The following is a 26,012-nucleotide window of genomic DNA, read 5'->3' as shown; positions in this document are numbered from 1 at the left end:
AAATTAACTTATTAAGTACTATTGAAAATATGAAATCTAAAAAATATAAACCTATATCAATTTTAATATTGATTTTAATCGGAATTAACCAGACTATATTCTCTCAAGATTTAATTAAGAGTATTCCAATCGAAGGCAGAAACTTAACTAATCTTTCAGGTGCAGTTAACGATTCAATTTCATTTCACATAGTAATAAATAAAATTTCCACAGGATACAATTCAAAAATATATTTTTTGGATAAAAACAATGAAATTAACAATTTAGAAATATATAATGAGGTAAATAAACCTAATTACTTGACTTTCCATGTTAATGATAGTACGTTAACGATTGTAAGGGAATCTACCAACAAAAAGATTATTGTACAAGATATAAATTACATAAATAGAAAAATAACTTTTTCTAAAATTCCATTTGAGGCTAAACAAATTTTCTCTCATAAAAATATTACATTTATTGTAGGCCAAAAAACGAATGTTTCATATCCTTTTGCGTTTATAAAAAAAGCATCAAATACTGTAGCCAAAATTATTACTCCAAAGACCCAACTTGATAAATCTTTTTTTAGTTCTTTAAGAAAAAAATCTGAATTTGTGAATGATAAACAATTTCTTGCTAATGGACCTATTTTAGATTATAAAGGCTTTTATAATGGTGAAGAATTAGTTTTTACTAATGAAGATAAAAAAAAAGGAGTCACTAATATTCTAACTATTAAACCTTCAGGTAAAATTATTAATCGAAAGATTCAGGTTAGAAATAAAAACGAATTAAAAAGATTAAGTTCTTTTGTTAAAGACTCTTTACTTTTTACATTTAAAATGTACCAGGAAGAATCTTTTTTTGATATATATGCACTAAATTCGTTGGAAAAACTAAAAACTTTTCATTATACTAAATCAGAGTTTGGTAAACACAACAAAATTGTAATGAGAGGAAAAGATATTACGAAGTCTTTCAAACCAAAAAAAGTATATAACGATTTTACACCACAAGCAATTGGTTCAATGTATTTACCTGCCCTTAATATTTCTGTGAATAAAACTATAGATAATGAGTACTTAGTAAGAATAGGTCATTTAGACCAAAATTCTTATAACAATAAAACAACAAATAACTTTTGGTGGAATAACAATGCATATGCTTTAAATTATAATCTAAATTCTGGTGCATTTTCGATTAATGGTACAGGTGCTCAAATGATGATATTTAAAGCACTCGCAGATGCAAAAAATACTGGGAACTATTTTGAAGTAAATTTAAATTCGTCTTTAGAAAAAATTGACAGTGATAATGCCTATAAATATTATGATATTGATGAAAATATTTATAACAATAGATTGAAAAATATTATGAATCTAGAAAGACATTTTTATATTATTCAAAAAGATAATATAAGGTTAATTAATTATGACAAAAAACTTAAGACTTATAACATATATAATTTAACAAAAATTAATGAATAATTACAGATATCATTAAAGGAGTAAACTGTTTACAACAAAATATAAATTTTATTGCCTGCTTTTAGCTTACTTGCGAAAGTCCTCGCAGACTTTCTAATCAGTAATAATTTGCTTACTTTTAGCTAAACAAACACGGAACAAACCATATACAAATAAGTTAGCGTAAAACTATAAACTTATAAATAGGTTTAGCCCTGATTGTAGCATTTGTTTGAGCTCTTTTTTAGATTGATTTTATAAAAAGATATTTTTTATAAAACCAATCTAGCGAAGCGAAAAAAAAAGCGAGTGCGGAAAGCAGGAAATAGCTTCTAAAAAATATTAAATATCTGAATATTATGGAATATTCAGATATTTATGTGTTTGTAAAGAAATTTTCCACTTCGGATTTTTCATTACATAATCTACAATTTGCTCGGTCATTTTCTCTTTTTTACTCCATTCTGGCTGTAAATACAATTTACATTCCTTACCAACTTTAGCGGCTTGTTGTTCAGCAAAATCAAAATCAGATTTATTATGAATAATCATTTTTAATTCATCTGCTTCTTTATAACATTCATCTAAAGGTAATTTTGTTTTCTTAGGCGAAAGGCAAAACCAATCCCATTTACCAGAAAAAGAATAAGCACCAGAAGTTTCTATATGGGTTTTTATATTGTTGTTTTGTAGCAATTCTGTTATATAATCCATAGGCCACATTAAAGGTTCTCCACCAGTAATAACAACAGTTTGTGCGTATTTTTTTACATTATCTACAATTGTGTCTGCTAAAGTTGGTGGGTGTAAATCTGCATTCCAACTTTCTTTAACATCGCACCAATGGCAACCAACATCGCAACCACCAACTCTAATAAAGTAAGCTGCGGTTCCTGTATGAGACCCTTCACCTTGTATTGTGTAAAACTCTTCCATTAACGGAAGCATTATACCTTTATCTACTAAATCTTTTGTTTTTTTATCCATCTTCATTAATATCAACCCGTGGGTTTTTAAAAATGCAAAGGTAGTTTTTTGTAATTCAAGAATAAAAAGAATAATAATTTAATTATTAGGTGTTTAAAATAAAATGTTTTTTGTAAATTTGCACTCCTTTTTACGAGAACAGATTTATAAAAGGATTTAGATATAACACATTATAAAAACAACTCTTAGCGTTTTATCGTTAGAAATCTGAAAAACAATAAGATACAAAATTAATTTAGACACATGTCTGAAGAAACAAAAAACACAGAAGAGCAAGTAGTTGCTACTGATGTACAAGAAACAGCTACTCCTGCTGTAGATCCAAAACAATTTTTAGCTGATTTTAACTGGCATAAATACGAACAAGGTATTGAAGCTGTAGATGAAGATAAATTAGCCGAGTTTGAAAAAGCTTTAGAAGGTACTGTAGGATTTGTAAACGAGCGTGATGTAATTGAAGGAACTGTAGTAAGAATTACAGAAAGAGATGCAATTATTGATATTAACTCTAAATCTGAAGGAGTTATTTCTTTAAACGAATTTCGTTACAACCAAGCATTAGCTGCTGGTGATAAAGTAGAAGTATTAGTTGATAAAAGAGAAGATTCTTCTGGTCAATTAGTATTGTCTCATAAAAAAGCAAGAGTTATTAAAGCATGGGAACGTGTTAATAATGCTCATGAAACTGGTGAAGTAGTTAACGGTTTTGTTAAATGTAGAACTAGAGGTGGTATGATTGTAGATGTTTTCGGTATCGAAGCATTCTTACCAGGATCTCAAATTGATGTAAAACCAATTAGAGATTACGATCAATATGTTGAGAAAACAATGGAGTTTAAAGTTGTTAAAATCAACCACGAATTTAAAAACGTTGTTGTATCTCATAAAGCTCTTATTGAAGCTGATATTGAATTACAGAAAAAAGAAATTATTGGTCAATTAGAAAAAGGACAAGTATTAGAAGGTGTTGTTAAAAACATTACTTCTTACGGTGTCTTTGTTGATTTAGGTGGTGTAGACGGATTAGTACATATTACTGATTTATCTTGGTCTAGAATCAACCATCCAAATGAGGTTGTAGAATTAGATCAAAAATTAAACGTTGTAATTTTAGACTTTGATGATAACAAATCTAGAATTCAATTAGGATTAAAACAATTATCTGCTCACCCATGGGAAGCTTTAGATGCTAACTTAAAAGTTGGAGATAAAGTAACAGGAGAAGTTGTTGTTTTAGCTGATTATGGTGCGTTTGTAGAAGTAGAGCAAGGAGTAGAAGGATTAATCCACGTTTCTGAAATGTCTTGGTCAACTCACTTACGTTCTGCACAAGATTTCGTAAAAGTTGGAGATAAAGTTGAAGCTCAAATTTTAACTTTAGATAGAGAAGACCGTAAAATGTCTTTAGGTATCAAACAATTACACCCAGATCCTTGGACAGATATTACTAGCAAATATCCTGTTGGTTCAACTCATACTGGTACAGTAAGAAACTACACTAACTTTGGTGTGTTTGTAGAGTTAGAAGAAGGTATTGATGGTTTAGTTTACATCTCAGATTTATCTTGGACTAAGAAAGTTAAGCATCCTTCAGATTTTGTAACTGTTGGTGATAAATTAGAAGTACAAGTATTAGAATTAGATGTAGAGAACAGAAAGTTAAACTTAGGTCATAAGCAAACTCAATCTAACCCTTGGGATGAGCATGAAGCTACGTATGCAATCGGTTCTAAACATGAAGGAACAATCAAAGAAAAGAATGATAAAGGAGCAGTTGTAACTTTTGCTGATGGAGTAGAAGGTTTTGCACCAACAAGATTCTTAGAAAAAGAAGATGGTTCTAAATTAGAAAAAGGTGATGCAGTAGAATTTGTAGTTTTAGAATTTTCTAAAGAATACAGAAGAGTTGTTGTATCTCATACATCTTTATTTAAAGAGCAAGAGAAAAGAAATGTTAAGGCAGCAGTTAAAAAAGCAGCTGAAGCAGAAAAAGCTACTTTTGGAGACATCGGTGGTCTTGCAGACTTAAAAAAGAAAATGGAAGCTGGTAACAAAAAGAAGTAATTCTTTTTAACTGAACAAGTTTCAGAACTAGTAGATATTTATAATATACTAAAAGCCGTTACATTTTGTAACGGCTTTTTTTTGTTTTAAATTTATTTTGGCGTTTCCTTTCAGGTCGGGCTTTTCGCACTCGCTTTTTTTCATTCTTCAAAAAAGAGCTCATACAAATGCTACAATCCCTAACGCATTTTTTTGCCAATAAATTTCTAACCCAAAATTTAACTGATTACTAATTTAATTAATGGTTTAATAGAATTATATTTGTTCTGCTTAAAAAAGACGATAAAATATATGACATTAATAAAATCGATATCAGGAATAAGAGGAACCATCGGCGGAAAAACCGCAGATAATTTAACACCAATAGATGCAGTAAAGTTTGCGTCTGCATACGGTGCTTTTATAAAAGAAAGAAATTCTGATAAAGAAAAAATAAAAGTAGTAATTGGTAGAGATGCTCGTATTTCTGGTAAGATGATTTCTAGTTTAGTAGCAAATACATTAGTTGGTTTGGGTATAGATGTTATAGATTTAGGTTTATCTACAACACCAACAGTAGAAGTTGCTGTACCTTTAGAAAAAGCAGATGGAGGAATCATTTTAACAGCTTCTCATAACCCAAAGCAATGGAATGCTTTAAAGTTACTTAATGAAAAAGGAGAATTTTTAAATGGAGTAGAAGGAGAACAAATTCTTGAGTTGGCAGAAAGCGAAGATTTTTCTTTTGCAGAAGTAGATGATTTAGGAACCTACTCTAAAGATAAAACTTATGTAGAAAAACATATTAAAGAAGTTTTAGATTTAGAATTAGTAGATGTAGAAGCTATTAAAAAAGCTAATTTTAAAGTTGTTGTAGATGGAGTAAATTCTACTGGAGGAATTTTTATACCTGCTTTATTAAAAGAATTAAATGTAGAGTGTGTAGAATTGTATTGTACACCAAATGGGCAATTTCCTCATAATCCAGAACCTTTAAAAGAACACTTAACAGATATTTCTGAATTGGTTGTTAAAGAAAAAGCAGATTTTGGTATTGTTGTAGATCCAGATGTAGATAGATTGGCTTTGGTTTCTGAAGACGGTTCTATGTTTGGCGAAGAGTATACTTTAGTTGCTTGTGCAGATTATGTTTTAGGAAAATTAGGTGGTGGAAATACAGTTTCTAATTTATCATCTTCTAGAGCGTTAAGAGATATTACTGAAAAACATGGAGGAACGTATACTGCATCTGCTGTAGGTGAAGTAAATGTTGTTATTAAAATGAAAGAGACAAACACCGTAATTGGTGGAGAAGGTAACGGAGGAATTATTTATCCTGCTTCTCATTATGGTAGAGATTCTTTAGTTGGTGTTGCTTTATTTTTATCGCATTTAGCAAACAATAAAATGTCTTGTAAAGAGTTAAGAGATTCTTATCCTAGTTATTTTATGAGTAAAAATAAAATTCAATTAACACCAGGGATTGATGTTGATAAAATTTTAGAAACAATGGCATCTACATATAAAAATGAAGATGTAAATACTATTGATGGTGTAAAAATAGATTTTGCAGAAGAATGGATTCATTTAAGAAAATCGAATACAGAGCCAATTATTAGAATTTATACAGAAGCAAAATCACAACAAGCAGCAGATAATTTAGCTGTAAGATTTATCAATGAAATTAAAGAAATAATAGCATAGTATTTTGAAAAAAGCAATTGTAATTTTATCGTTTTTATTAATAAGTATTGCCTCGTTTTCTCAAGAGGAAAAAGTAGATAAAATATCTTATAAAGGTAAAATGTTTTTTTATTGGGGTTGGAATGGAGCTAGTTATTCTAATTCTGATATTCGATTAAAAGGAAACAATTATGATATTACTCTTAAAGATGTTGTAGCAAAAGATAGACAAACTCCTTTTAATTTTAACGATTATTTTAATCCCGCTAAAATAACAATACCACAAAATAATTACAGAATTGGTTATTTTTTAAATGATAACTATACTATTTCTTTAGGTGTAGATCATATGAAATATGTGATGGTTGCAAACCAAACGGTAAAAGCAAATGGTTTTATAAATTCTGGGACAGATTTTGATGGAACATATAATAATCAAGATCTTTTATTATCAGAAGACTTTTTACAGTTTGAGCATACAGATGGTTTAAATTATGTAAATGTAGAGTTTAGAAGATTTGATGAAATTGGTCATTTATTTGGTTTGAATAGTAAAAATTTTCAAATTAATGTTACAGAAGGTTTTGGTGCAGGAATTTTGTTGCCAAAAACAAATGCAACGTTATTTAACCAAGAACGTTGGGATGAATTTCACCTTTCTGGTTGGGGAGCATCTGCTGTAGTTGGTTTAGATTTAACTTTCTTTAAATATTTTTATATTCAATCAGATTTAAAATTTGGGTATATAAATATGCCTGACATTAGAACTACATCAAATAAAAGTGATAGCGCTTCTCAAAGCTTTACCTTTTTTCAGAAAAATATTTTAATAGGAGGAAGGTTTAGCGTTTTTGGAGGGAAAAAGAAAAACAAATAAAAATTATATATTTTTAATTTAAATAAGGTTACATTTTTTTGATTGAGAATTTAAATCAACAAAATGTAACCTTATTTTTTACGCTTTATTTTCTTTTTATTTTCATATCTAAACTCATGTAATTCTTTTAATTGAGTTGTTATCTTTTCTTTCCATTTTAAGACTTCTTTTTCATTAGTACCGTTTTGAGTATCTTCTATTAATTTAAGTCTAATTTCAGAGAATTCAGCCATTATTTCATTACTAATTTTATCTAAAACAGAAAAACCTTTTGTAATATTCCATTTATCTAAAAAGAGTCTTTGTCTAAATTTTCTTGCTTGAATTTCAGCTAAATCAAATTGTACTTGTTGAAAATCTACTTGTTTATCTAACTCTTTAATTTTAGAGGTATTTATCCAAGAAGCTTTACCTATAAACAAATTTTCAACTCTTTGGTTTAAATTTCGTTTTATAAAATCAAATCCTTGTGCAGAGTAGGATATTAAAAACTGACTAGAAATTACAGTATTATTATCGTTATTAATTTTAATTTTAAAATCGTCTATAGTTAATTTTTCATTGGCAGACCATCTTATTTGTCCGTCTTGTAATTTTTGACTAAAACTTAGATTAAAAGTAACAATACTTATTATAATAGTTAAAAATAGTTTATTCATTTTACAGTTTTAATTTAATGATATAAAATAAGATTATAAAAACTCTTTTGGTACTTTATTTCTATGTTTAAAGCGTTTATGAGACCATAAATATACTTCTGGTTGATTTCTTATATTCCTTTCTGTTATTTCTAAAAACTTGTCTGTAAGCTCGTAATTTTTGTATTCTTTAGGGTTTTCTGTTATCAATTCAAACTCAATTTCATAATAACCTCTTTTAATTTTTCTAGAAGTCCAATAAACAAAAGACATATCGTATCTTTTAGATAAAGCTTCTGCACCTGTGTGTACAGGCACTTTAACTCCCATAAAATTTGCCCAATATTGAGTTTTACTTAGTAACGGAGATTGATCGCTTAAAAGAATATAAATTCCTTGTTTTTTATTTACAAAATTTCTGTGAAGATTTCTAATAGTATCTGAAGTTCTGTATAAAGTTCCGCCAAATTTAGAGCGAGACATTTTAACTACTTTTTCAAAATGTTTGTTTTCTACTTTGGTGTAAGCAGCATAAAAATCAGGATTTTTTATATGTAAAGGTAAGCCTGTAAGCCATTCCCAATTTGCTTGATGAATACCAACTAAGGCAATACTTTTTCCGTTTTTTGCTACATTTTCTAATAAATCTATGTTTTTATATTTTATTCTTTTAGATATTTCTTTCTCAGAAATTGTAAAAGTTTTAATACTCTCTACAATAAAATCGGTTAAATGTTTAAAGAAACCTTTGCTAATTTTTTTTATTTCTTGATCACTTTTATCAGGAAAAGAGAGTTTTAAGTTGTTTAAAACCACTTTTTTTCGGTAACCTATAATGTAGTAGTTTAAGATGTAAAAAACATCAGAAAAAAAATATAATACTCTCATAGGAAGTTTAGAAATTAACCATATAAACGGATATATAAGAGTAAAAATTATTAAATGCATAAAAAGTGTTTTTTTAAAATACAAATATCGTATATAAATTTAATAACAAATAGTATTAGGTTGTTAGATTTTATTATGTTTGTTGAATGATGAATAATATAAACCAAGCTATTTTACTGATTATTATTGCTAATGTTATTGTTTCTATAAAAGGATTTAATGATTATTCTTTTTTAGATAAATATAAATTTCAGGTAGGTAAAATTTTAGCAGGAGAAAAAATTAGAACACTAACATCTGGTTTTTTACATGTAGATTGGCTGCATCTTGGTTTTAATATGTATGCTTTATATCTTTTTGGAGGTATTGTAGTTGGCTTTTTAGGGATTCCTAATTTTTTAATTGTTTATTTTGCTAGCTTGTTAGCTGGTAGTTTGTACACTTTACAATATCATAAAAACGAACCTTATTATAGTGCTGTAGGTGCTTCTGGTGCTGTTTCTGGTATTATCTACTCAGCAATACTTTTATATCCAGAAATGGAGTTGTTTTTATACTTTATTCCTATACCTATACCTGGTTTTGTTTTTGGTATTGGTTATTTATTATACTCTATATATGGTATGAAAAAGCAATTAGGTAATGTTGGTCATTCTGCACATTTAGGAGGTGCTATAGGTGGTTTTGTTATAACTTTATTACTAAATCCATCATTATTTATTTCTAATAAAATCTTAGTAATTTCTTTAGGTTTATTAATCATCCTTTTATTGGTCTTTGGTGATAAACTAAAAAAAATATAAAAATAAAATAGAGGATAAAAATATTTGTTTTTCTTGTAAAGTTTCTAACAAAAAAAAGACTTCATAATTTAATTATGAAGTCTTTTGAGCGAAAGACCAGGTTCGAACTGGCGACATTCAGCTTGGAAGGCTGACGCTCTACCAACTGAGCTACTTTCGCGTTTTTGGTAAGCGGTTGCAAATATACAAACATTTTTTAGTTGTACAACTTTTTATCAAAAAAAAATTAATAAAATTTTTTGTCGTCTCGTAAAACCTTTAAAAAGTGAAATCCATATATATCATAACCTTGGTTGTAGTAGAATTTATGCGATTTTGTGTTGCCAGAATAAGTGTTTAATTCTATAGCTTCACACCCTTTATTTTTTACGTGATTGTCTATCCAGTTAAAAAATTGATTTCCTATTTTTTTTCCTCTTAAAGATTCATCAATAATAACATGATCTGGTTCTACAGTTTTGCCAATATAGTGCCTTGTAGAATACCAAAGACCGCAAATACCCGCTAGTTGATTATCAATATATAAACCGACACATTCATAATTAGTATATTTAGACATTTCTAAAACCCTTTCTTTAAGTGTAGCTTGTGGTGTTTTTGAGTTTAATTTTGTTAAAAGAGGAATTATAGATAAAATATCTTCTGATTTAATAATATGTATTTTCATATTTGTTGAATAATAAATAGTGTCAGATAAAATAAAAAAAAGGTAAATTTAATCTAAAAACTTAATTTTTTAAGTGATAAATTAAAAAATATACTTTGTAATGTTTTTGATTGCATTACATTAAAATAATTTATCAGAATTAAATTTATTTTAAAGAAGATTGGTTTTAATAATTATGGATAGAGTAGGAGTAATTAATGTTTTTTGAAAACTAGAAGGAGGGTTAATTGATTACTTTAATTGTTTCAATTAATTTATCAAAATCATTGGCTTTATCAAAAAAATCGTAAGCTCCGTATTTTAAACAAACTTGTTTTAAATTTGTACTTGTAGAAAAAACTAAGATTTTCTTTTTTTCTTTTTCTCGAAATAATTTTAATAATTCTAAACCATTTCCATCGGGTAAACTTAAATCTAATACAATTAAATTAAAATTTAATTTATTTGTCAAAGAAATGGCTTCTTGTATAGAGTCGGTTAAATGGATATTTCTAACACTATCAATTTCTTTGACAGAATTAAGTATACTATTACCAATATAAGCATTATCTTCTACTATTAGTAAGTCTTTTAATTCTGCTTTCAAAATATCTAGGTCTAGATTAACATAATTTGTTGATTCGAAATTAATTAAACTATATTATTAATGCTCTAAGCAATTTGCTTAATTAATTTTATTGGTTTATTAATTAAGAGAATTGCTTATACTTTCACTCTGGCTTTAATTATATTTTTGAGGCATAGAAATAGAGTTAAGGTTATTTTAGTTAGTTCCCTCAAAATAAACTAGTTTTTTATAAAAGCCGAACTTATCCCTCAAAAGTTTGGCTTTTGTTTTTTTTTAAAACAGTTGAGGGCTTTTATTTAAGTGTAAAATTCTATTGATTTTTTAAAAACCTAAAGATTAAGAGAATTGCTTATACTTTAACATTGCCTTTAATTATATCTTTGAGGTATAGAAATAAAGTAGAGATTATTATAATTTGTTCCCCTTAGAATAAATAGTTTATATAAAAGCCAAACTTGTCCCCCGAAGTTTGGCTTTTGTTTTTTTAAAACAGTTGAGGGCTTTTATTTAAGTGTAAAATTCTATTGATTTTTTAAAAACCTAAAGATTAAGAGAATTGCTTATACTTTAACATTGCCTTTAATTATATCTTTGAGGTATAGAAATAAAGTAGAGATTATTATAATTTGTTCCCCTAGAATAAATAGTTTATATAAAAGCCAAACTTGTCCCCCGAAGTTTGGCTTTTGTTTTTTAAAAAACAGTTTAAGGCTTTTATTTAAGTGTAAAATTCTATTGATTTTTTAAAAATTTAAAGATTAAGAAAATTGCTTATAATTTGTAGTTAGCTTAAGTTATATCTTTGAAGTGTAGAAATAAAGTAGAGGTTATTTTTAGTTAGTTTTACTTAGAGTAAACTAGTTTTTATAAAAGTCAAGCTTGTCCCCCGAAGTTTGGCTTTTGTTTTTTTAAAACAGTTTAAGGTTTTATTTTTAGTATAAATTTTTCTGTTTTTTTTTTAAGAATTTATAAATTAAGAGAATTGCTTATACTTTAACATTGCCTTTAATTATATCTTTGAGGTATAGAAATAAAGTAGAGATTATTATAATTTGTTCCCCTAGAATAAATAGTTTATATAAAAGCCAAACTTGTCCCCCGAAGTTTGGCTTTTGTTTTTTAAAAAACAGTTTAAGGCTTTTATTTAAGTGTAAAATTCTATTGATTTTTTAAAAACCTAAAGATTAAGAAAATTGCTTATACTTTGTAGTTAACTTAAGTTATATCTTTGGAGTATAGAAATAAAGTAGAGGTTATTTTTAGTTAGTTTTTTAGAGTAAAATTTTTTTTAAAAGTCAAACTTGTCCCCCGAAGTTTGACTTTTTTTATAAGTCTAAAGATGTTATTCCTTGTTGTATTGCATATTTTGTCAATTCAGAAATAGTATATAAATCAATTTTTTTCATAATATTATTTCTGTGAACATCAACAGTTTTAGAGCTTAAAAATAAAATATCTCCAATTTCTTTAGAAGAATTACCTTCAGAGATTAATTGTAAAACTTCTTTTTCTCTTGTTGTTAATTTAGCTTTTTCTAAAGATTCTCCTTTTTTTAATAAAGATAAAAAGTCTTGATTTATTTCTTTTGATAAATATTTCTTGTTTTGTACTACAGAAATTATTGCTGTAATTAACTCATCAGAATCTCCATCTTTTAACAAATAACCAAAAGCACCAGCTTTAAACATACCTTGTATAAATGGCTTACTAGAGTGCATAGAAAGCCCTATTATTTTTATATCAGGATTAATTTTATGAATTTGTTCTGTAGCTTGTATACCATTTAAACCAGGCATTGCAACATCTATAATAAGAACATCTGGTGTTAGTTTAGAGCAAATTTTTATTGCTTCTCTACCGTCTGAGGCTTCACCAATTATATGTAAATTAGATTTTTGTTCTATTATGTTTTTTAAACCATCTCTTAATAGTTTATGATCATCTACCAGTACTATATTAATTTTATTTAGTTTGTTCATTTTTTATAGAGGGATAAAGATATTAACTGTTGTTCCTTTGTTGATTATTGATGAGATTATAATTTCTCCATTAATGTTTTTAATACGTTCTTTTACCGTAAACAGGCCAAAACCAGAATCTGTATGTTTATTATGTTTTTTTAATACATTGGTGTCAAAACCAATACCATTGTCTGATATAATAATTTTTAAACCAGCTTTATTTTTATTGATGTCTAATGTTATTATTGATGCTTTTGCATATTTTATTGTATTATTTAAAACTTCTTGTATACTTCTAAAGAGTAAAATCGATTTTGTATCATTAAGAGTAATCTCATTTACATAATCATTAAATATACATTTAATTTTATGTTTAGACTCTACATCATTAAGTAGCCAATTTAAAGCTTCTACAATACCTAATTGATACAATACAGGAGGAGAAAGATCGTAAGTAATTTTTCTACTATTAGATAAAGCGTCAGAAATATGAGTATCTATAAATTGTAAATCATCATTTATTATTTTTAACTGAGGATTCTTTTTTAACGCATTAATTTTCATTTTAGAAATAACTAAAGATTGGCTAAGATGATCGTGTATATTAGTTGCAATTTCTCTTTTTTGTTTTTCTTCTATTAAAGTAATTTCTGTAGTTAACTTTTGTAATGAGTTTTGATATTCTTGAATTTCTTGTTTTGCTAACATCATACTTGTTACGTTTCTGGCAGATATAACAAAATAGTTAATTTGATTATCAACATAAACAGGAGATGATAATGCTTCCATCCAAATATAATGACCTTTTTTATGACGAACTCTTAAGGTAAAAGCACTATCGTAATTATTACTAATCTTTCTGTAATTAATTTTTTCTTTTAAAAGTTTGATATCATCTTTATGTATAATATCAAAAACTTGTTTGTCCAAATAGTCTTCTATGTTGTAATCTAAAAGATTTTTTGCAGAAGGACTAGCGTATTTTAATGTTGTATCTCGGTATAACAAGCAAATTATATCTGTAGAGTTTTCTGTTACAAGTCTGTATAATTCTTGTGTTCTTTTTATTTCATCTAAAATTTGTCTTTGTTCTGTTATATCTTGTGTGGTACCATAACAACCAATAGCTATATTATTTTTATCGTATAAAACTTTACCTCTAATAGTTACATGTTTTAGACTACCGTTAGAGCTATAAATATCTAGCTGAATATTAAAAGATAATTTATTAATAAAACAGTCTTCAATTGCTTTTTGTAGAATATAAGAACTTTCTTCGGTAAAATATGAAATATATTCAGAATAATTTCTTGGCGGACCTAATGCAGGCGAACGTTCAAAAATATTATATAATTCTTTAGACCAAGTAAAATATTCTTTGGTGTTAATATATTTCCAGTTTCCTACTTTTGATATTGATTGAGCTTCGTTTAATGCATGATTTAGGTTAAATAATTTATCGTTTTGTTGATCTAATTTATTTTGTTTAATTGTTTGATCTGTAATGTTTTGAATGATTCCTCTTCTGCCAATAATTTCGTTATTGTCATTAAAAATTGGTTGTCCAACGTATCTTATCCAAACATATCCTTTTTGTTTGTCAAATAATTTTAACTCTAAATCAAAAGGAGTACCTCTTTTTTCTATTTCTTCAAAGGCTTTTAGTAGTTTTATTTGAGATTCTCTATAAAATACTTTTATTACCTTTTCTAATTTTGGAATTCCGTTTATAGGATTAAAGCCTAAAACTTCATAAACATAATCAGACCAAGTGTAAGTGTCTGTTACAGAATTATAATCTTGATATCCTATTTTAGCAATTTTACTTACTTCGTTTCTAGAATGCTCACTTATTTTTAAGAGTTCTAAAGACTGTTTAATTTTTTTGTTAGTTTCTTCTAATTTTAATAGAATTTTTTTATGTTCTGTAATATCTTGGTTAACACCTTTTAATTTTATTACTTTTCCGTTTTTATCTTTTATAGTTTCGCAGATAACCCTTATTGTTTTTTGCTCATTTTTAGAAACTATAATTCTTAATTCTATATCAAATGGAACTCCAGAAATTTCTGCATCTTTTAAACATTTGTTATGAAAATCTACATCATCTGGATGAATTTTATTCATTAACTCATTAAAACTAGGGTAACCATCTTTAGGGTCAAAACCAAAAATATTAAAAACTTCATCAGACCAAATAAACTCTTTAGTAATAGGGTTTGCAATCCAATTGCCTAAACGACCTATTCTTTGCGCCTCGTTTAATTCTTTTAAAGATTCTTTAAGAGCTAATTCTGCATTTTTAATTTTTTGTATACTTTGTATAGTTACTGGTACTGTTTTTTGTTCTTCTATATTTTGAGGTATCGGAACAGATAAAATAGCTGTAAATTCTTTACCTTTTAAGGTTTTGTAATTTACTTCTGTTGTAAAGTTTTTAGTATTATTCCAAATTGCTTCAATTAGGTTTATAAAAACTTTTTCTGCACCACGGCCAAAAGATAAATGTATATTTTGTAAAAACTCATGATGATTTTTTGCCTTAAATAACTCTAAGGTAGCTTTGTTTACATAATTAACTTGTACTTTACTGGTTAAGTTTAGTAGAACATTTGGGTTTTCTTCTAAATATAATTTAATATTATTTATATTAAGTTTTTTTAATTTGTCTATTTCTTTATAGAGTAAAGTTAAATCTTCATTCCAAATAGAAATTGTTGCATTGTCAAATAACTTTATATAATCATTTTTGATTTTTAAATTCTCTTCTTCAATTTTTTTTCTTTCTGTAATATCTTGTGCTACACCTCTTCTACCAATAATTTTGTTATGCTTATCATATAACGCTTGGTTAGACATTCTAATCCAGATTTCTTCTTTTTTAAAATTGGTAAGTTTTAGTTCTAAATCATATGGTATACCATAAGTTTCTAAATTTTCTGTAGCTTTTTTTAATCTAGTTACAGATTTTTCATCAAATAAAGATACAAGTTTTTCTCTTGACGGTATTTTTTGATTTTGATCTAAACCAAAAATATTATATAGATACTCAGACCAATAAAAGGTCCCATTTATACTATTATATTCATGATAACCTATTTTGGCAATTTTACTTGATTCGCTTTTGGTGTATTGGCTTTCTTCTAAAAGTTTTAGAGATGTATTAAGTTCTTTATTTTTATTTTCTAATTCAATTTGAATGTTTTTTAGAGTTGTTATGTCTTGCGCAGTACCATAACAACCAATTACATTATTATCTTTATCTGTTAATGCTTTTCCTCTTATAATTATGTGTTTAATTTCTCCTTTAGTGGTGTTTATATCTAGCTCTAAAATGTAAGGAGTTCTATTGTTAATACAATCTTGCACAGCCTTATTCATTAAAATATAGCTTTCTTCTTTAAACAGCAATTTATGTTCTTCGTAACTAGGAGCACCAATTTTATAAGGTCGTTCAAAAATATTGTGTAACTCTTTAGACCATATAATTTTATCTGTTATTGTATTGTATTCCCAGTTTCCTAAACTAGATATTTTTTGAGCCTCTTTAAGTTCTTTATTTAATTTACTTAACTTTTCATTTTGAGAGTCTAGTGCAATTTGAATGTTTTTTTGGTCGGTAATATCTTGTATAATACCTCTTAAACCAATTGTTTTACCAGTTATATCTACTATAGGGTAACCAATAGCATTTACCCATAATTTTTTATTTTGTTTATTTAAAAACCTTAGTATAAGGTTGTATTCTTTGTTTTCAGAAATACATTTTTTTATTGCTTTTTCTAAAACTTTTTCAGATCCTTCTATATAAAATCCAATAGCTTCTTCTACAGTAGGGACTTTACCTACAGGGAGTCCGTGAATTTTAAAAACCTGATCTGACCAACGTATTTTGTTTGTTTTTAAATTTAGTTCCCACCCACCAATTTTAGCTAATTTGCCGGCTTCACTTAAAAGAAATTCGCTACTTTCTAGTTCTAATTGAGTTTTTTTAGATTCTGTAATATCTTGTATTACACCTCTTCTACCAATAATTTCATTTTTATCATTATAAATAAGATGTACTATACTTCTAATCCAAACTATTTCATTTTTAAAGTTTGTTAGCTTTAACTCTATATCATAAGGTTCTTTATTTGTAAGTATTTTTAAAGTAGCTGCTTTTATTTTTTTTTGAGATTCTTCATCATAAAGCTTTATCATTTCTTTTCTACCAGGAATCTTATCTTTTAATTTTAATCCAAAAATTTTATATGAATAATCAGACCAGATATAGTTGTCGGTTTCTGTGTAATGATCCCAGAATCCTATTTTTGCAATTTTACTAGATTGGTTAAGGGCTTCGTCTTTATTCTTTAATAAGTCTAAAGAGTTTTGTATTTTAAGTTGTGTATTTTTATAATCTGTAAAGTCTTGTATTATACCTCTTATACCTATAATATTATTTTCTTTATTAAAAACAGGTTCTATAATAAGTTTTAACCAAATTTCTTTTTTAAGATTATTTATAGCTTTTCCGTCTATATTAAAAGACTTACCTTCTTTTTTTAAGGTTTTTAAATTTGTAATTATTTTGTATCTTAAATCTTTATCAAGAAAAGATAAAAACTCTTTACCAACCGGAATTTTATCTGTTAATTTTAATCCAAAAATAGAGTATAAATAATCTGACCATATGTAGTTATTTGTATATGTATTATATTCTAAAAAACCTACTTTACCTATTTTACTAGCTTCATTTAAAGTATACTCTCTTTTTTTTAAAAGCTCTAAAGAGGTTTTAAATTGGTTAGTTGCTAAAACTCTTTCTGTAATATCTCTAGCAGAGGTAACAAAAGAGGTTATTTTTTTATCATTGTATATAGGAGATGTATTGTATTCTATCCAAACATAATAACCTTTTTTATGTAATAACCTAAAGGTGATGGTATTAATGCCTTTATTATTACTGTAAATTTTTTTATCAATAGAATCTATTAAATTTTGTAAATCATCTTTATGTACAATTGTAAAGATTTTCTTTCCTAAAAAAGTAGATTGCTCATAACCTAATATTTTTTTTATAGACGGACTAATGTATTTAAAGGTACTGTCTGGTTCTTGTAAACAAATAATATCATTAGAATTATCTGTTAAAACACGATACATTTCATTCGCCTTTTTTATATTATTAACTGCAGTTTTAAATTTTTGTTTATAGGTAAGGGGTTTAAAAACATTTTCTACTTTAAAATGTAGTAAGTCTTTATCTGTTTCATCTAAATATCTTAAATACAAATAAAAGAGAAGGCTATAATAAAAAGTAAAACTTCCTTTAGATACTATACCTTGTTTTAAAATAGAACTTAAACTTTCTAATTCCCAAAAAACCAATGTTGAAAAAAAGACTGTATCAAAACTAGTAACAATTAACATAGTTACTAAAATTTGTAAAAATAAGAACCTTGTTTTTTTAGAGAAAAACTCGAAAATGGTTATTAAAAGCAATACGTCTAAAAATAGTGTAATATTACCAACAATATATGTAGAGTAATTTCTAAAAATACTATTTGTAATGCGTAACGGATTGTCTGAACTTGTTTGATTAAGGTTCCAAAAAAAAGCGAAGAAAATAAGGTTTATTAAAATATTTACAATAAGTATTGAGTAAAACATTTTTTTTGTTTCTATAGCATCTTCTTTTATGTATACTATTAAAAAAGCAAAAAGTGTGATGGTAATAAAAACAGATGAACCTGGTAATACGAGAAATTCATTTGCAAAAGAACCGTAATTGGTATTTAAAATAAAGGCGATTACTTGTATGAACTGAAATAAACCAATAGAGGCATACAGAACTCCTATTCCTAAACTTTTTCTAAACTTAAAAAGTAAAAGAATTACAAAGGCAATTAAAGATCCTTGTGTAAATAGAATTAATATATTATTAAAATCCATAACTTGAGGGATAGTTGGTTTTATGAAAAAAAATATTTTTATATAAAAGTAGTAATTAAATATTTTTTTAACGATAAATATATTAAATCGATAAATTATTTTTGATTATATGGAATTATTTTAAATAACGAAGTTTTGTGGATTGTTTAGGTTTTGTATTTTATTTAATTCAATTCAAAATTGTAAAATACTGATTAGTAGGTGTTTTTTTTGTCTTTTTGTGTAAAGGATGTTAAAAAGTATATATTTTAAGTTTGGTTTGTTACAGGTTTAAAAAATCAATAAAAAAAATATGGCCATAAAAATTAACCAAATTTTTACGACCATATTAAAAAAAATTAACTCAAATAATATTACCAACCAGGATTTTGCGTCAAGTTTGGATTTAACACTAACTCATCTAAAGGTATAGGTTGTAAATAAGCTTTAGATTCATCAAAATTGTAAATTCCGGTAGAAGCAAATGGTAATATAAAACCATCTTCATCTAAAGTAACGTTAGAGGCGTCTAGTTCTACACCAACAATTCCGTCATTTAAATATGCTCCTCTCGGTTGATCATTGTCAAATAACGTATGTGCTCTCCATCTATATAAATCATCAGCTCTAAAACCTTCTGCCATTAATTCTACAGTTCTTTCTCTTCTTACTTCGTATAATATACTAGAAAGAGAATAACCGTAATTTGGCCAATTAGGATCTACAGTGATAGCACCTAAAGTAATATTAGGCATATTTACTCGAGCACGTAATAAGTTAATAGATTTATCTAAATCTCCTTGTGTTATAGTACCTAATTCTGCTTTTGCTTCTGCAAAAATTAATAATGCTTCTCCGTATCTCATAATAATTCTAGAAGTATCTTCTGTAAAATCATCATAATTACCATCAAAAGAAACGTTTCTGTATTTTTCTGATTCGTAACCTGTTAAACCTGTGTCTGTAGAGCTAAAGTTTGGGTTTTCCCAATAAACTTCTGTACCGTCAGATTTAATTTCTACTAAATCACCAGGTACCATAATTGTAGCTGCTAATCTAGGGTCTCTATTAATTTCTATTGTAGATAAATCTGTATTACCTTGATATAGAGAACTAACAGAAATAGGGTCTCCATCTGTACATAAATAACTGTCTACAGCAAATTTAGTGTAACCACATCTGTTAGGCCAAGATTGTTGTAATACATTGTTAATACCTAATACAATAGAGTTGTAGTCTCTAGAAAGTAATACTTCGCTATTTCCACTATAACCAACTTGATTAAATAGACTTTTATAATCACTATGTAAAGAGAAAACACCGCTATCTATTAAGTCTTCAGAAGCATCTGCTGCTATTTGTAAAAACTCTGATCCATCATATCCGCTTACACCAAAGTCTGTACCGCTATGGTATTTTTCCCAAGTTCCTTCATAAAGAGCAACTCTAGCTTTCATTAAAAGAGCAACTTCTTTACTTATACGAGAAGTAGCAACATCCGGAAAAGATTGCATTAAAGAGATTGCTGTATCTAAATCAGATATAATAAAATCTGCAACTTCATTTCTTGGTGATCTAGCAGCGTAAACATACTCTTCATCTGTATTATCAAAATATTCTGGAAAAATTGGTAAATCTCCATATCTTTTTAACAGTTCAAAGTAATAATAAGCTCTAAAAAAGTAAGCTTCACCAGAATACTGGTTTATTAAAGTTTCGTCTCCAGAAGCTTGGTCTAAATGATCTATTAACCAATTAGTTTCTCTTACTTCATCAAAACTCCAAACAGATGCACTTGCAGATGTTGGTACAGTATAGCTTAAACCACTAATTCTACTACTTGGTTCTTGTGCCACACCTATATCAGAATACATATCTGGTAAAATGTTAAATCCAACTGAGGTTGCAGCCCAACCAGGAAGGTCGTTGTAAAAACCATTAACAGCTGCTTGTAAATCTGATGGTGTGCTATAAAAAGCAGTTTCAGAAACATCATCTAATGGTGTTTTATCTAAAAATTCTTCACATGATGATAGTGTTAGAATTGTACTTAGAATAAATAATTTTAATATATTTTTCATAATTATTATTTTTTATTTAAAATGAGATATTTACTCCTGTAGAAATTATTCTTGATAATGGATAAGATTGAGCACTACCAGTTAATCCAGATGTATTAGTCTCAGGGTCAAAGAACATTAAGTCTGTAAAAGTTAATAGATTTTCTCCTGTTAGATAAAGTCTAAGTTTATTTACCTTAAATTTATTAGTTACTTTAACTGGTATAGTATAACCAATTTGTAAGCTTTTTAACCTTGTATAGGCTGCGTTTTGTAAAAGTCTGTCTGTATTATAGCTGTAGTTTTTATTATTTCTACCACCACCATTTAAGTAAGGTGTAGGGAAATAACCATCTGTGTTAGCACCTAACGGACTTGTAGTATCTTCTGGTCTAAAGTAATCTAAATGACCTTCCCAAACAAATGCGTGGAATGGACCGTTTGCAGGACCTTTAAAACGTTGTTGTGTTGCAAATGATAAATCTCTTTTACCAACACCTTGTATTAAAGCATTTAAATCCCAGTTTTTGTAAGTCATTGCAAGGTTAACAGAATATTGATAACGAGGAGTAGAGTTACCAATTACAGTGTAATCTCCAGTATCTCCAGCAAGGTAATTTCCTCTATCTATTACATTATTTCCGTCAATATCTTTGTATTGAATGTCTCCAGCTACACGAGCCCAACCTGTAATAAAAGAATAATCAACAAGTGAAGTAACTTCTGTTGCTTGTGCATCTGTTTGGAATAATCCTTCTGTTTGGAATCCCCAGATATCTCCTAAGTCTTGACCTTCAAAATAGTTAGTTAATGCTTTTGTATCATTAGGATATTCTACAATACTTCTTTTGTAATCACTTAATACACCTCTAATGCTATAGCTAAAATCACCTAATTTTTGTTTCCAAGTAGCTTCTACTTCCCATCCTTGTACTCTAGAAGTACCTATGTTTGTTAAAGGAGCATTAGTACCTAATTGAGCAGGTAAATCTGCACCTTGAGCAGCCATACCTTCTATGTCTGTTCTATACCAAGAGAAACCAAGATCTAATTTGTTATTAAAAGCACTTAAATCAAAACCAATATCTGTAGTTTTTACGGTTTCCCATGTTAAGTTTTGGCTATCTATACTTGGTGTTTGTGCATAGGTTAATCTATCGCCATCAAATAAATAAGAAGTACCTGTTGTATTTAAAGGTATTGATGTAAGGTATAAGTAGTTACTAACATTTTGATTACCTAAAGTACCGTAAGAACCTCTTAATTTAAGAGTACTAATTTGATCTATGTTCCAGAAATCTTCTTTAGCAACGTTATAACCTGCAGAGAAACTAGGGAATCCTGCCCATCTATTATCTGGCGAAAATCTAGAAGAACCATCTCTACGGTAACTAAATTCGAATAAATATTTTTCTTTAAAGTTATATCTAAATCTACTAAATACACCAACTGTAGACCAGTGAGAAATAGCTTCGCTTACTAATTGATCATCATCTAAAGATGCGTTTAAAGAAACTATATTATTACTAATTAAGTAATCTGATGTTGCACCAAGTGCATAGTAATCATAAATTTCACTTTGAAAACCAACTGTAGCATTAAAGTTATGGTTGTTTATAGATGTATCATAAGTAGCAAAAATGTTAGGAGAGAAATACTCGTTAACAATTACAGTAGGACTGTAAGATGTTGCTGCTTGACTTACTTTATCAACAATTCCGTTAGGAACTACCATTTGACTAGCTAAAATTGATGTTTCTTGGAAATTGTTGTTTCTCTTATAATTTAAGTTAAAATTAAATTTTAAGTCTTCTATAGGTTCTATAACTATTTTAGGGATAAGAATTACTTGATCGTTTTCTGTTTTTACACGTTGTGTATCCCAAAAAGGGTAATAAGCATGTTGTAATAATTCTTCTCCATAAATTGGGTCGTATTGAGGTAATGTAGGTTTAATTTTAGTAATTAAATCTAGTACTCTAGACTTGTTCCAAAATGTACTTGCATTATTTGCTTCGGTAGGAAAATCTGTAAAGCTTTTTCTAAACTTAGTTAATAATTCTATTTTTAACCAATCGTTTACTTGGCTAGATATTTTAGCATCTAAATTATATCTTTGGTAAGATTCGTTACCAACTTTTAACAATCCATCTTCATCATAAGCACCAGCAGATAAGTAGTAGTTAGTTTTTTCATTACCACCAGTTATGCTTACGTTATGTTTAACTCTTTGAGCCCATTCTTTCATAATTACATCGTCCCAATTAGTAGCACCTGTAGCTTCAATACCAATAGTACCGTAATTCCACGCATTACCAGAAGCATTAGATACAATAGAAGGTGCGCTACCAGGGTTTTCCATATTAGCCATAATGTTTGCTAAATCAGTTTCATCATAATAAGCAGCTTGGTTATTGTTTATTCTAGCATCATTCATTGTATAAGCAAAGTCTATAGGACTTGCACTTTCTGGCCAAATAGAAGGCTGTGTAATAGAATAACTAGTGCTAACGTTAACTCTTACATTACCATCTAAGTTTTTACCACTTTTAGTTGTTACTATAATTGCTCCTGCTGCTGCTTGAGAACCATAAATAGAAGCTGCTGCTGCATCTTTAAGTACAGAAACAGACTCAATATCTTCTGGGTCTATATCGTTTAGACTCATTTCTATACCATCAACAAGTACTAATGGGCTAGCGTTACTTAAAGTTCCTGTACCACCACTTGTTATAAAACCACGAATATTAATATTTGCAGATGCACCAGGCTCACCACCAGATGCAGAGTTAGATATTACAAGTCCAGGTACTGTACCTTGTAAAGATCTAAGGGCATTTGCTGTAGGTCTGTTTTCAAAAACCTCTGTACCTACTTGAGATACAGCTGCGGTTAAATTTACTTTTTTCTGAGTACCATAACCAACAATTACGATCTCATCTAAAGTGTCTGAGTCTTCATTTAAGACAATAGTAAAATTGGTTTTACCATTTAAAGAAACTTCTTTTGTTTTAAAACCGATGTAAGAAATAACAATTTTTGTGTTTAGATCTGCAACGGATAAAGAAAAGTTACCATCAAAATCTGATTGCGTACCGTTAGAAATGTTTCCCTTTTCTGTAATGCTTGCGCCGGGCAAAGGTTCTCCTTGAGCATCTGTTATAATACCAGTAATTTTTTGTTGAATACTTTTAGAAGTACTATCAACATTTGGTGTTGCTCCAAAAATAGAAGCAAAAAATAAGAAAATAAAAGATCTCATAATGAGAAGCAGTAGTCTTTTCCTAAATGTAAAAAAAGAGTGTTTTGGTTTAAATTTCATAGATGTTGAATTAAATTGATTGAAAATATTAAGATTTGCAATTATTATATTTAAAGTTATTTTAGTTCATTTAAATTATTTAAATGAAAAAAATGTTAACATTTTAGTATATGTTACATAAATGTTAACGATATCTTAAATATTTAATAAATCTAACTTTTTTTATTTCTTGAAAAATAAAAATTTCGACGAATAACTTTTCAACTCAGATAAAAAACAAGCTATTAAAATTAAAACTAATAATTAAAAAAAGTATGTAACTTTTTAAAGATAAGAGGGTAAGAGAGGTTTTAAAGTTGTTAGTTATAAAGAAGATTTAAGAATCTTTTGTTTTACATCATCTATATAAGATCTACCAATAACATACCTAAGACCTTGTATTTCAATGCTGTTTCCTTCTAGGGTGTCTATTTTATCTATTGCTACTGTGTAAGATCTGTGTATTCTTATAAAATCTCTAGAAGGTAATTGTTCTGTAAAGCCAGATAATGTACTGTGTATAATGTGTTTTTCTGTAGTTGTATTAATTTTTAAATAATCTTTTAAAGACTCTATTACTAAAATTTCATCTAAATATATTTTTCTCATAGTCTTTTTATTAATCTTAATAAAAATATATGGTCGATCATTTATTTTGTCTACAGGTGCTATGTTGGTTTTTAGTCTTCTATTTATTTTATTTAGAGCTTTCATAAAACGAGGAAACTCTATAGGTTTTATTAAATAGTCTAATACATCTAGCTCGTAAGTTTCTACAGCAAACTCATGATAAGCAGTAGTAATAATTATTAAAGGAGGGTTTTGTAAACTTTTAATAAAATTTACTCCGTCTAAAACAGGCATGTTTATATCTAAAAAAATAACATCTACTGTGTTGTCTTTTACAAAATTTAAGGCATCAATAGCATTGTTAAATGTTTTTACAACCTCAAAACCTTCCATTTGTTCTAAGTAGTTTTTTATAACATTTATTGCTAAAGGTTCATCGTCTACAATTAAACATTTTATTTTCATGTGTATCTATATATTTTTTAAAGATAAATTTGTAATTATTTAGCGTTTGCTACTCTTATTCTAAGTTTTACAAAAAATCTTTTCTTATTGTTTTTAATAACTAATTTGTAATCATTTTTATGATATCCTAAAGCTAGTCTTTTTTTTACGTTTTTTAAACCAATACCACTAGATTGATTGTAAGGTTTTTCATGTTCTGAGTTTGCGGGCATTGGATTTGTGATTGTAAAAAAAAGAAAATCATTTTTAATAGAAAAATCAATATCGATTTTTACTTTTCCAATATTTTTGTATGCACCATGTTTAAAAGCGTTTTCTATAAAAGATAATAATAGAATAGGTGCTATTTCTTTATCTTCTATATTTCCAGAGATAGACATGTTTACTTCTAGGTCATCATTATGTCTTACACGTTCTAAATCTAAGTAGTTTTGAATGCAAAGTATTTCGTTTTCTAAAGTTTGTCTTTTACTTTTTGTTTCGTACAAAAGATATCTCATTAACTCAGATAATTTTAAAATAATTATTTGAGTTTTTTTAGATCGTTCTACAGCTAAAGAATAAATGTTATTTAATGTATTAAAAAAAAAATGAGGAGAAACTTGTGTTCTTAAAAACAGAAGTTCGGTTTCTAATTGTGCTTTTTCTAAGCTAGTGACCCTTTTTTGTTCTTTAAGAAGGTCTAGAGTAATTTTTATGGCAGTTACAAAAGTAATAACATACAACTCACCAATCATGTTATCTAAAATATAAGTAAGTGTTATATTGTTTGCGGTATTTAAACCTTCTTTCCAAGCATCAGAACTTAATAAATAGTAGTTTAAATAAAACTTTGCCAACACCATTAAAAATATAGAAGACAAAATTAGTACTATATACGTGGTGTACCTTTTATTATTAAAAGCAAATTTTGGCATAAACACATATACATTTAAATAAACCAAAATCATTTCTATAGGAAAACCTATTAATGTAGTTTTTAAAGAGTATAAATAATTTTCATGAATTCCTCCCCATCTAATAACGGTTATAACAAAGTATATAGACCAGAAAATAATATGGTGTTTTAAAGAAATTTGATAATGTTGCTTAGAATTGAAATTCATTTTTTAAAATGATTTGTTTTTTTGAGGTTTA

The 26,012-nt window shown here is 27.5% G+C and carries 16 protein-coding genes and 1 tRNA gene; 5 read left to right on the top strand and 12 right to left on the bottom strand.

The window, feature by feature from the left end:
* The first annotated feature begins 29 nt into the window (after window positions 1-29).
* On the top strand, window positions 30-1,469 hold the full coding sequence (locus KI686_RS15200) for a hypothetical protein (protein WP_237590189.1): 1,440 nt from the start codon (window positions 30-32) through the stop codon (window positions 1,467-1,469).
* Between the two features lie 336 nt (window positions 1,470-1,805).
* Here the strand turns inward: KI686_RS15200 and KI686_RS15195 are convergent, their stop codons facing one another.
* Window positions 1,806-2,435, bottom strand: a complete 630-nt coding sequence (locus tag KI686_RS15195) for a 7-carboxy-7-deazaguanine synthase QueE (protein ID WP_237590188.1) — start codon at window positions 2,433-2,435, stop codon at window positions 1,806-1,808.
* A gap of 243 nt (window positions 2,436-2,678) precedes the next feature.
* Between KI686_RS15195 and rpsA the strand changes: the two genes are divergently transcribed.
* The 3 genes from rpsA to KI686_RS15180 all read left to right on the top strand — a co-directional run bounded on the left by rpsA (window position 2,679) and on the right by KI686_RS15180 (window position 7,038).
* Window positions 2,679-4,499, top strand: coding sequence for a 30S ribosomal protein S1 (gene rpsA, locus KI686_RS15190; protein WP_237590187.1), 1,821 nt, complete (start codon window positions 2,679-2,681; stop codon window positions 4,497-4,499).
* A 291-nt stretch (window positions 4,500-4,790) separates the two neighbouring features.
* Window positions 4,791-6,182: a phosphoglucosamine mutase gene (glmM, locus tag KI686_RS15185; protein ID WP_237590186.1), complete on the top strand. Its 1,392-nt coding sequence runs from the start codon at window positions 4,791-4,793 to the stop codon at window positions 6,180-6,182.
* 4 nt (window positions 6,183-6,186) lie between these two features.
* Window positions 6,187-7,038 carry a hypothetical protein gene (locus KI686_RS15180; RefSeq protein WP_237590185.1) on the top strand — a complete coding sequence of 284 codons (852 nt, stop codon included), beginning with the start codon at window positions 6,187-6,189 and terminating at the stop codon, window positions 7,036-7,038.
* 71 nt (window positions 7,039-7,109) lie between these two features.
* On the opposite strand, the gene KI686_RS15175 is transcribed toward KI686_RS15180, so the two are convergent.
* Window positions 7,110-7,697 (bottom strand): hypothetical protein, encoded by a 588-nt coding sequence (locus KI686_RS15175; protein ID WP_237590184.1) that lies wholly within the window; start codon window positions 7,695-7,697, stop codon window positions 7,110-7,112.
* Between the two features lie 33 nt (window positions 7,698-7,730).
* Window positions 7,731-8,624: a lysophospholipid acyltransferase family protein gene (locus KI686_RS15170; RefSeq protein WP_237590183.1), complete on the bottom strand. Its 894-nt coding sequence runs from the start codon at window positions 8,622-8,624 to the stop codon at window positions 7,731-7,733.
* A gap of 86 nt (window positions 8,625-8,710) precedes the next feature.
* Between KI686_RS15170 and KI686_RS15165 the strand changes: the two genes are divergently transcribed.
* A complete protein-coding gene (locus KI686_RS15165; RefSeq protein WP_237590182.1) occupies window positions 8,711-9,367 on the top strand; it encodes a rhomboid family intramembrane serine protease in 657 nt (218 codons plus the stop codon).
* Between the two features lie 87 nt (window positions 9,368-9,454).
* Here KI686_RS15165 and KI686_RS15160 read toward each other — a convergent pair.
* From KI686_RS15160 to KI686_RS15120, 9 genes are all read right to left on the bottom strand, one after another.
* Window positions 9,455-9,527 (bottom strand) — tRNA-Gly (locus tag KI686_RS15160).
* 66 nt (window positions 9,528-9,593) lie between these two features.
* Window positions 9,594-10,034, bottom strand: coding sequence for a GNAT family N-acetyltransferase (locus KI686_RS15155; RefSeq protein ID WP_237590181.1), 441 nt, complete (start codon window positions 10,032-10,034; stop codon window positions 9,594-9,596).
* Window positions 10,035-10,257: 223 nt separating this feature from the next.
* Window positions 10,258-10,620 carry a response regulator gene (locus KI686_RS15150; protein ID WP_237590180.1) on the bottom strand — a complete coding sequence of 121 codons (363 nt, stop codon included), beginning with the start codon at window positions 10,618-10,620 and terminating at the stop codon, window positions 10,258-10,260.
* Between the two features lie 1,307 nt (window positions 10,621-11,927).
* Window positions 11,928-12,581 carry a response regulator gene (locus KI686_RS15145; protein ID WP_237590179.1) on the bottom strand — a complete coding sequence of 218 codons (654 nt, stop codon included), beginning with the start codon at window positions 12,579-12,581 and terminating at the stop codon, window positions 11,928-11,930.
* Window positions 12,582-12,584: 3 nt separating this feature from the next.
* On the bottom strand, window positions 12,585-18,500 hold the full coding sequence (locus KI686_RS15140) for a PAS domain-containing protein (protein WP_237590178.1): 5,916 nt from the start codon (window positions 18,498-18,500) through the stop codon (window positions 12,585-12,587).
* Between the two features lie 353 nt (window positions 18,501-18,853).
* Entirely contained in the window at window positions 18,854-20,560 is a 1,707-nt protein-coding gene (locus KI686_RS15135; RefSeq protein ID WP_237590177.1) for a RagB/SusD family nutrient uptake outer membrane protein, read from the bottom strand.
* A 16-nt stretch (window positions 20,561-20,576) separates the two neighbouring features.
* Window positions 20,577-23,801: a SusC/RagA family TonB-linked outer membrane protein gene (locus KI686_RS15130; RefSeq protein ID WP_237590176.1), complete on the bottom strand. Its 3,225-nt coding sequence runs from the start codon at window positions 23,799-23,801 to the stop codon at window positions 20,577-20,579.
* 363 nt (window positions 23,802-24,164) lie between these two features.
* Window positions 24,165-24,875, bottom strand: a complete 711-nt coding sequence (locus KI686_RS15125) for a LytR/AlgR family response regulator transcription factor (RefSeq protein WP_237590175.1) — start codon at window positions 24,873-24,875, stop codon at window positions 24,165-24,167.
* 35 nt (window positions 24,876-24,910) lie between these two features.
* The gene (locus KI686_RS15120; protein WP_237590174.1) at window positions 24,911-25,981 is read right to left on the bottom strand and encodes a sensor histidine kinase; all 1,071 of its coding nucleotides are present in this window, start codon (window positions 25,979-25,981) and stop codon (window positions 24,911-24,913) included.
* Between the last annotated feature and the right edge of the window lie 31 nt (window positions 25,982-26,012).

It is taken from the genome of Polaribacter sargassicola (assembly GCF_021991835.1).
Taxonomy (GTDB): domain Bacteria; phylum Bacteroidota; class Bacteroidia; order Flavobacteriales; family Flavobacteriaceae; genus Polaribacter; species Polaribacter sargassicola.
Note: the sequence above shows the minus strand (reverse complement) of the source record. Positions and strands in the feature narration are given on the sequence as shown.

Coding starts and splice junctions, on each gene's coding strand:
- KI686_RS15175 (WP_237590184.1), bottom strand. CDS start 7,697: ATGAATAAACTATTTTTAACTATTATAATAAGTATTGTTACTTTTAAT.
- KI686_RS15195 (WP_237590188.1), bottom strand. CDS start 2,435: ATGGATAAAAAAACAAAAGATTTAGTAGATAAAGGTATAATGCTTCCG.
- KI686_RS15140 (WP_237590178.1), bottom strand. CDS start 18,500: ATGGATTTTAATAATATATTAATTCTATTTACACAAGGATCTTTAATT.
- KI686_RS15155 (WP_237590181.1), bottom strand. CDS start 10,034: ATGAAAATACATATTATTAAATCAGAAGATATTTTATCTATAATTCCT.
- KI686_RS15135 (WP_237590177.1), bottom strand. CDS start 20,560: ATGAAAAATATATTAAAATTATTTATTCTAAGTACAATTCTAACACTA.
- KI686_RS15145 (WP_237590179.1), bottom strand. CDS start 12,581: ATGAACAAACTAAATAAAATTAATATAGTACTGGTAGATGATCATAAA.
- KI686_RS15125 (WP_237590175.1), bottom strand. CDS start 24,875: ATGAAAATAAAATGTTTAATTGTAGACGATGAACCTTTAGCAATAAAT.
- KI686_RS15200 (WP_237590189.1), top strand. CDS start 30: ATGAAATCTAAAAAATATAAACCTATATCAATTTTAATATTGATTTTA.
- KI686_RS15170 (WP_237590183.1), bottom strand. CDS start 8,624: ATGCATTTAATAATTTTTACTCTTATATATCCGTTTATATGGTTAATT.
- glmM (WP_237590186.1), top strand. CDS start 4,791: ATGACATTAATAAAATCGATATCAGGAATAAGAGGAACCATCGGCGGA.
- KI686_RS15130 (WP_237590176.1), bottom strand. CDS start 23,801: ATGAGATCTTTTATTTTCTTATTTTTTGCTTCTATTTTTGGAGCAACA.
- KI686_RS15165 (WP_237590182.1), top strand. CDS start 8,711: ATGATGAATAATATAAACCAAGCTATTTTACTGATTATTATTGCTAAT.
- KI686_RS15120 (WP_237590174.1), bottom strand. CDS start 25,981: ATGAATTTCAATTCTAAGCAACATTATCAAATTTCTTTAAAACACCAT.
- rpsA (WP_237590187.1), top strand. CDS start 2,679: ATGTCTGAAGAAACAAAAAACACAGAAGAGCAAGTAGTTGCTACTGAT.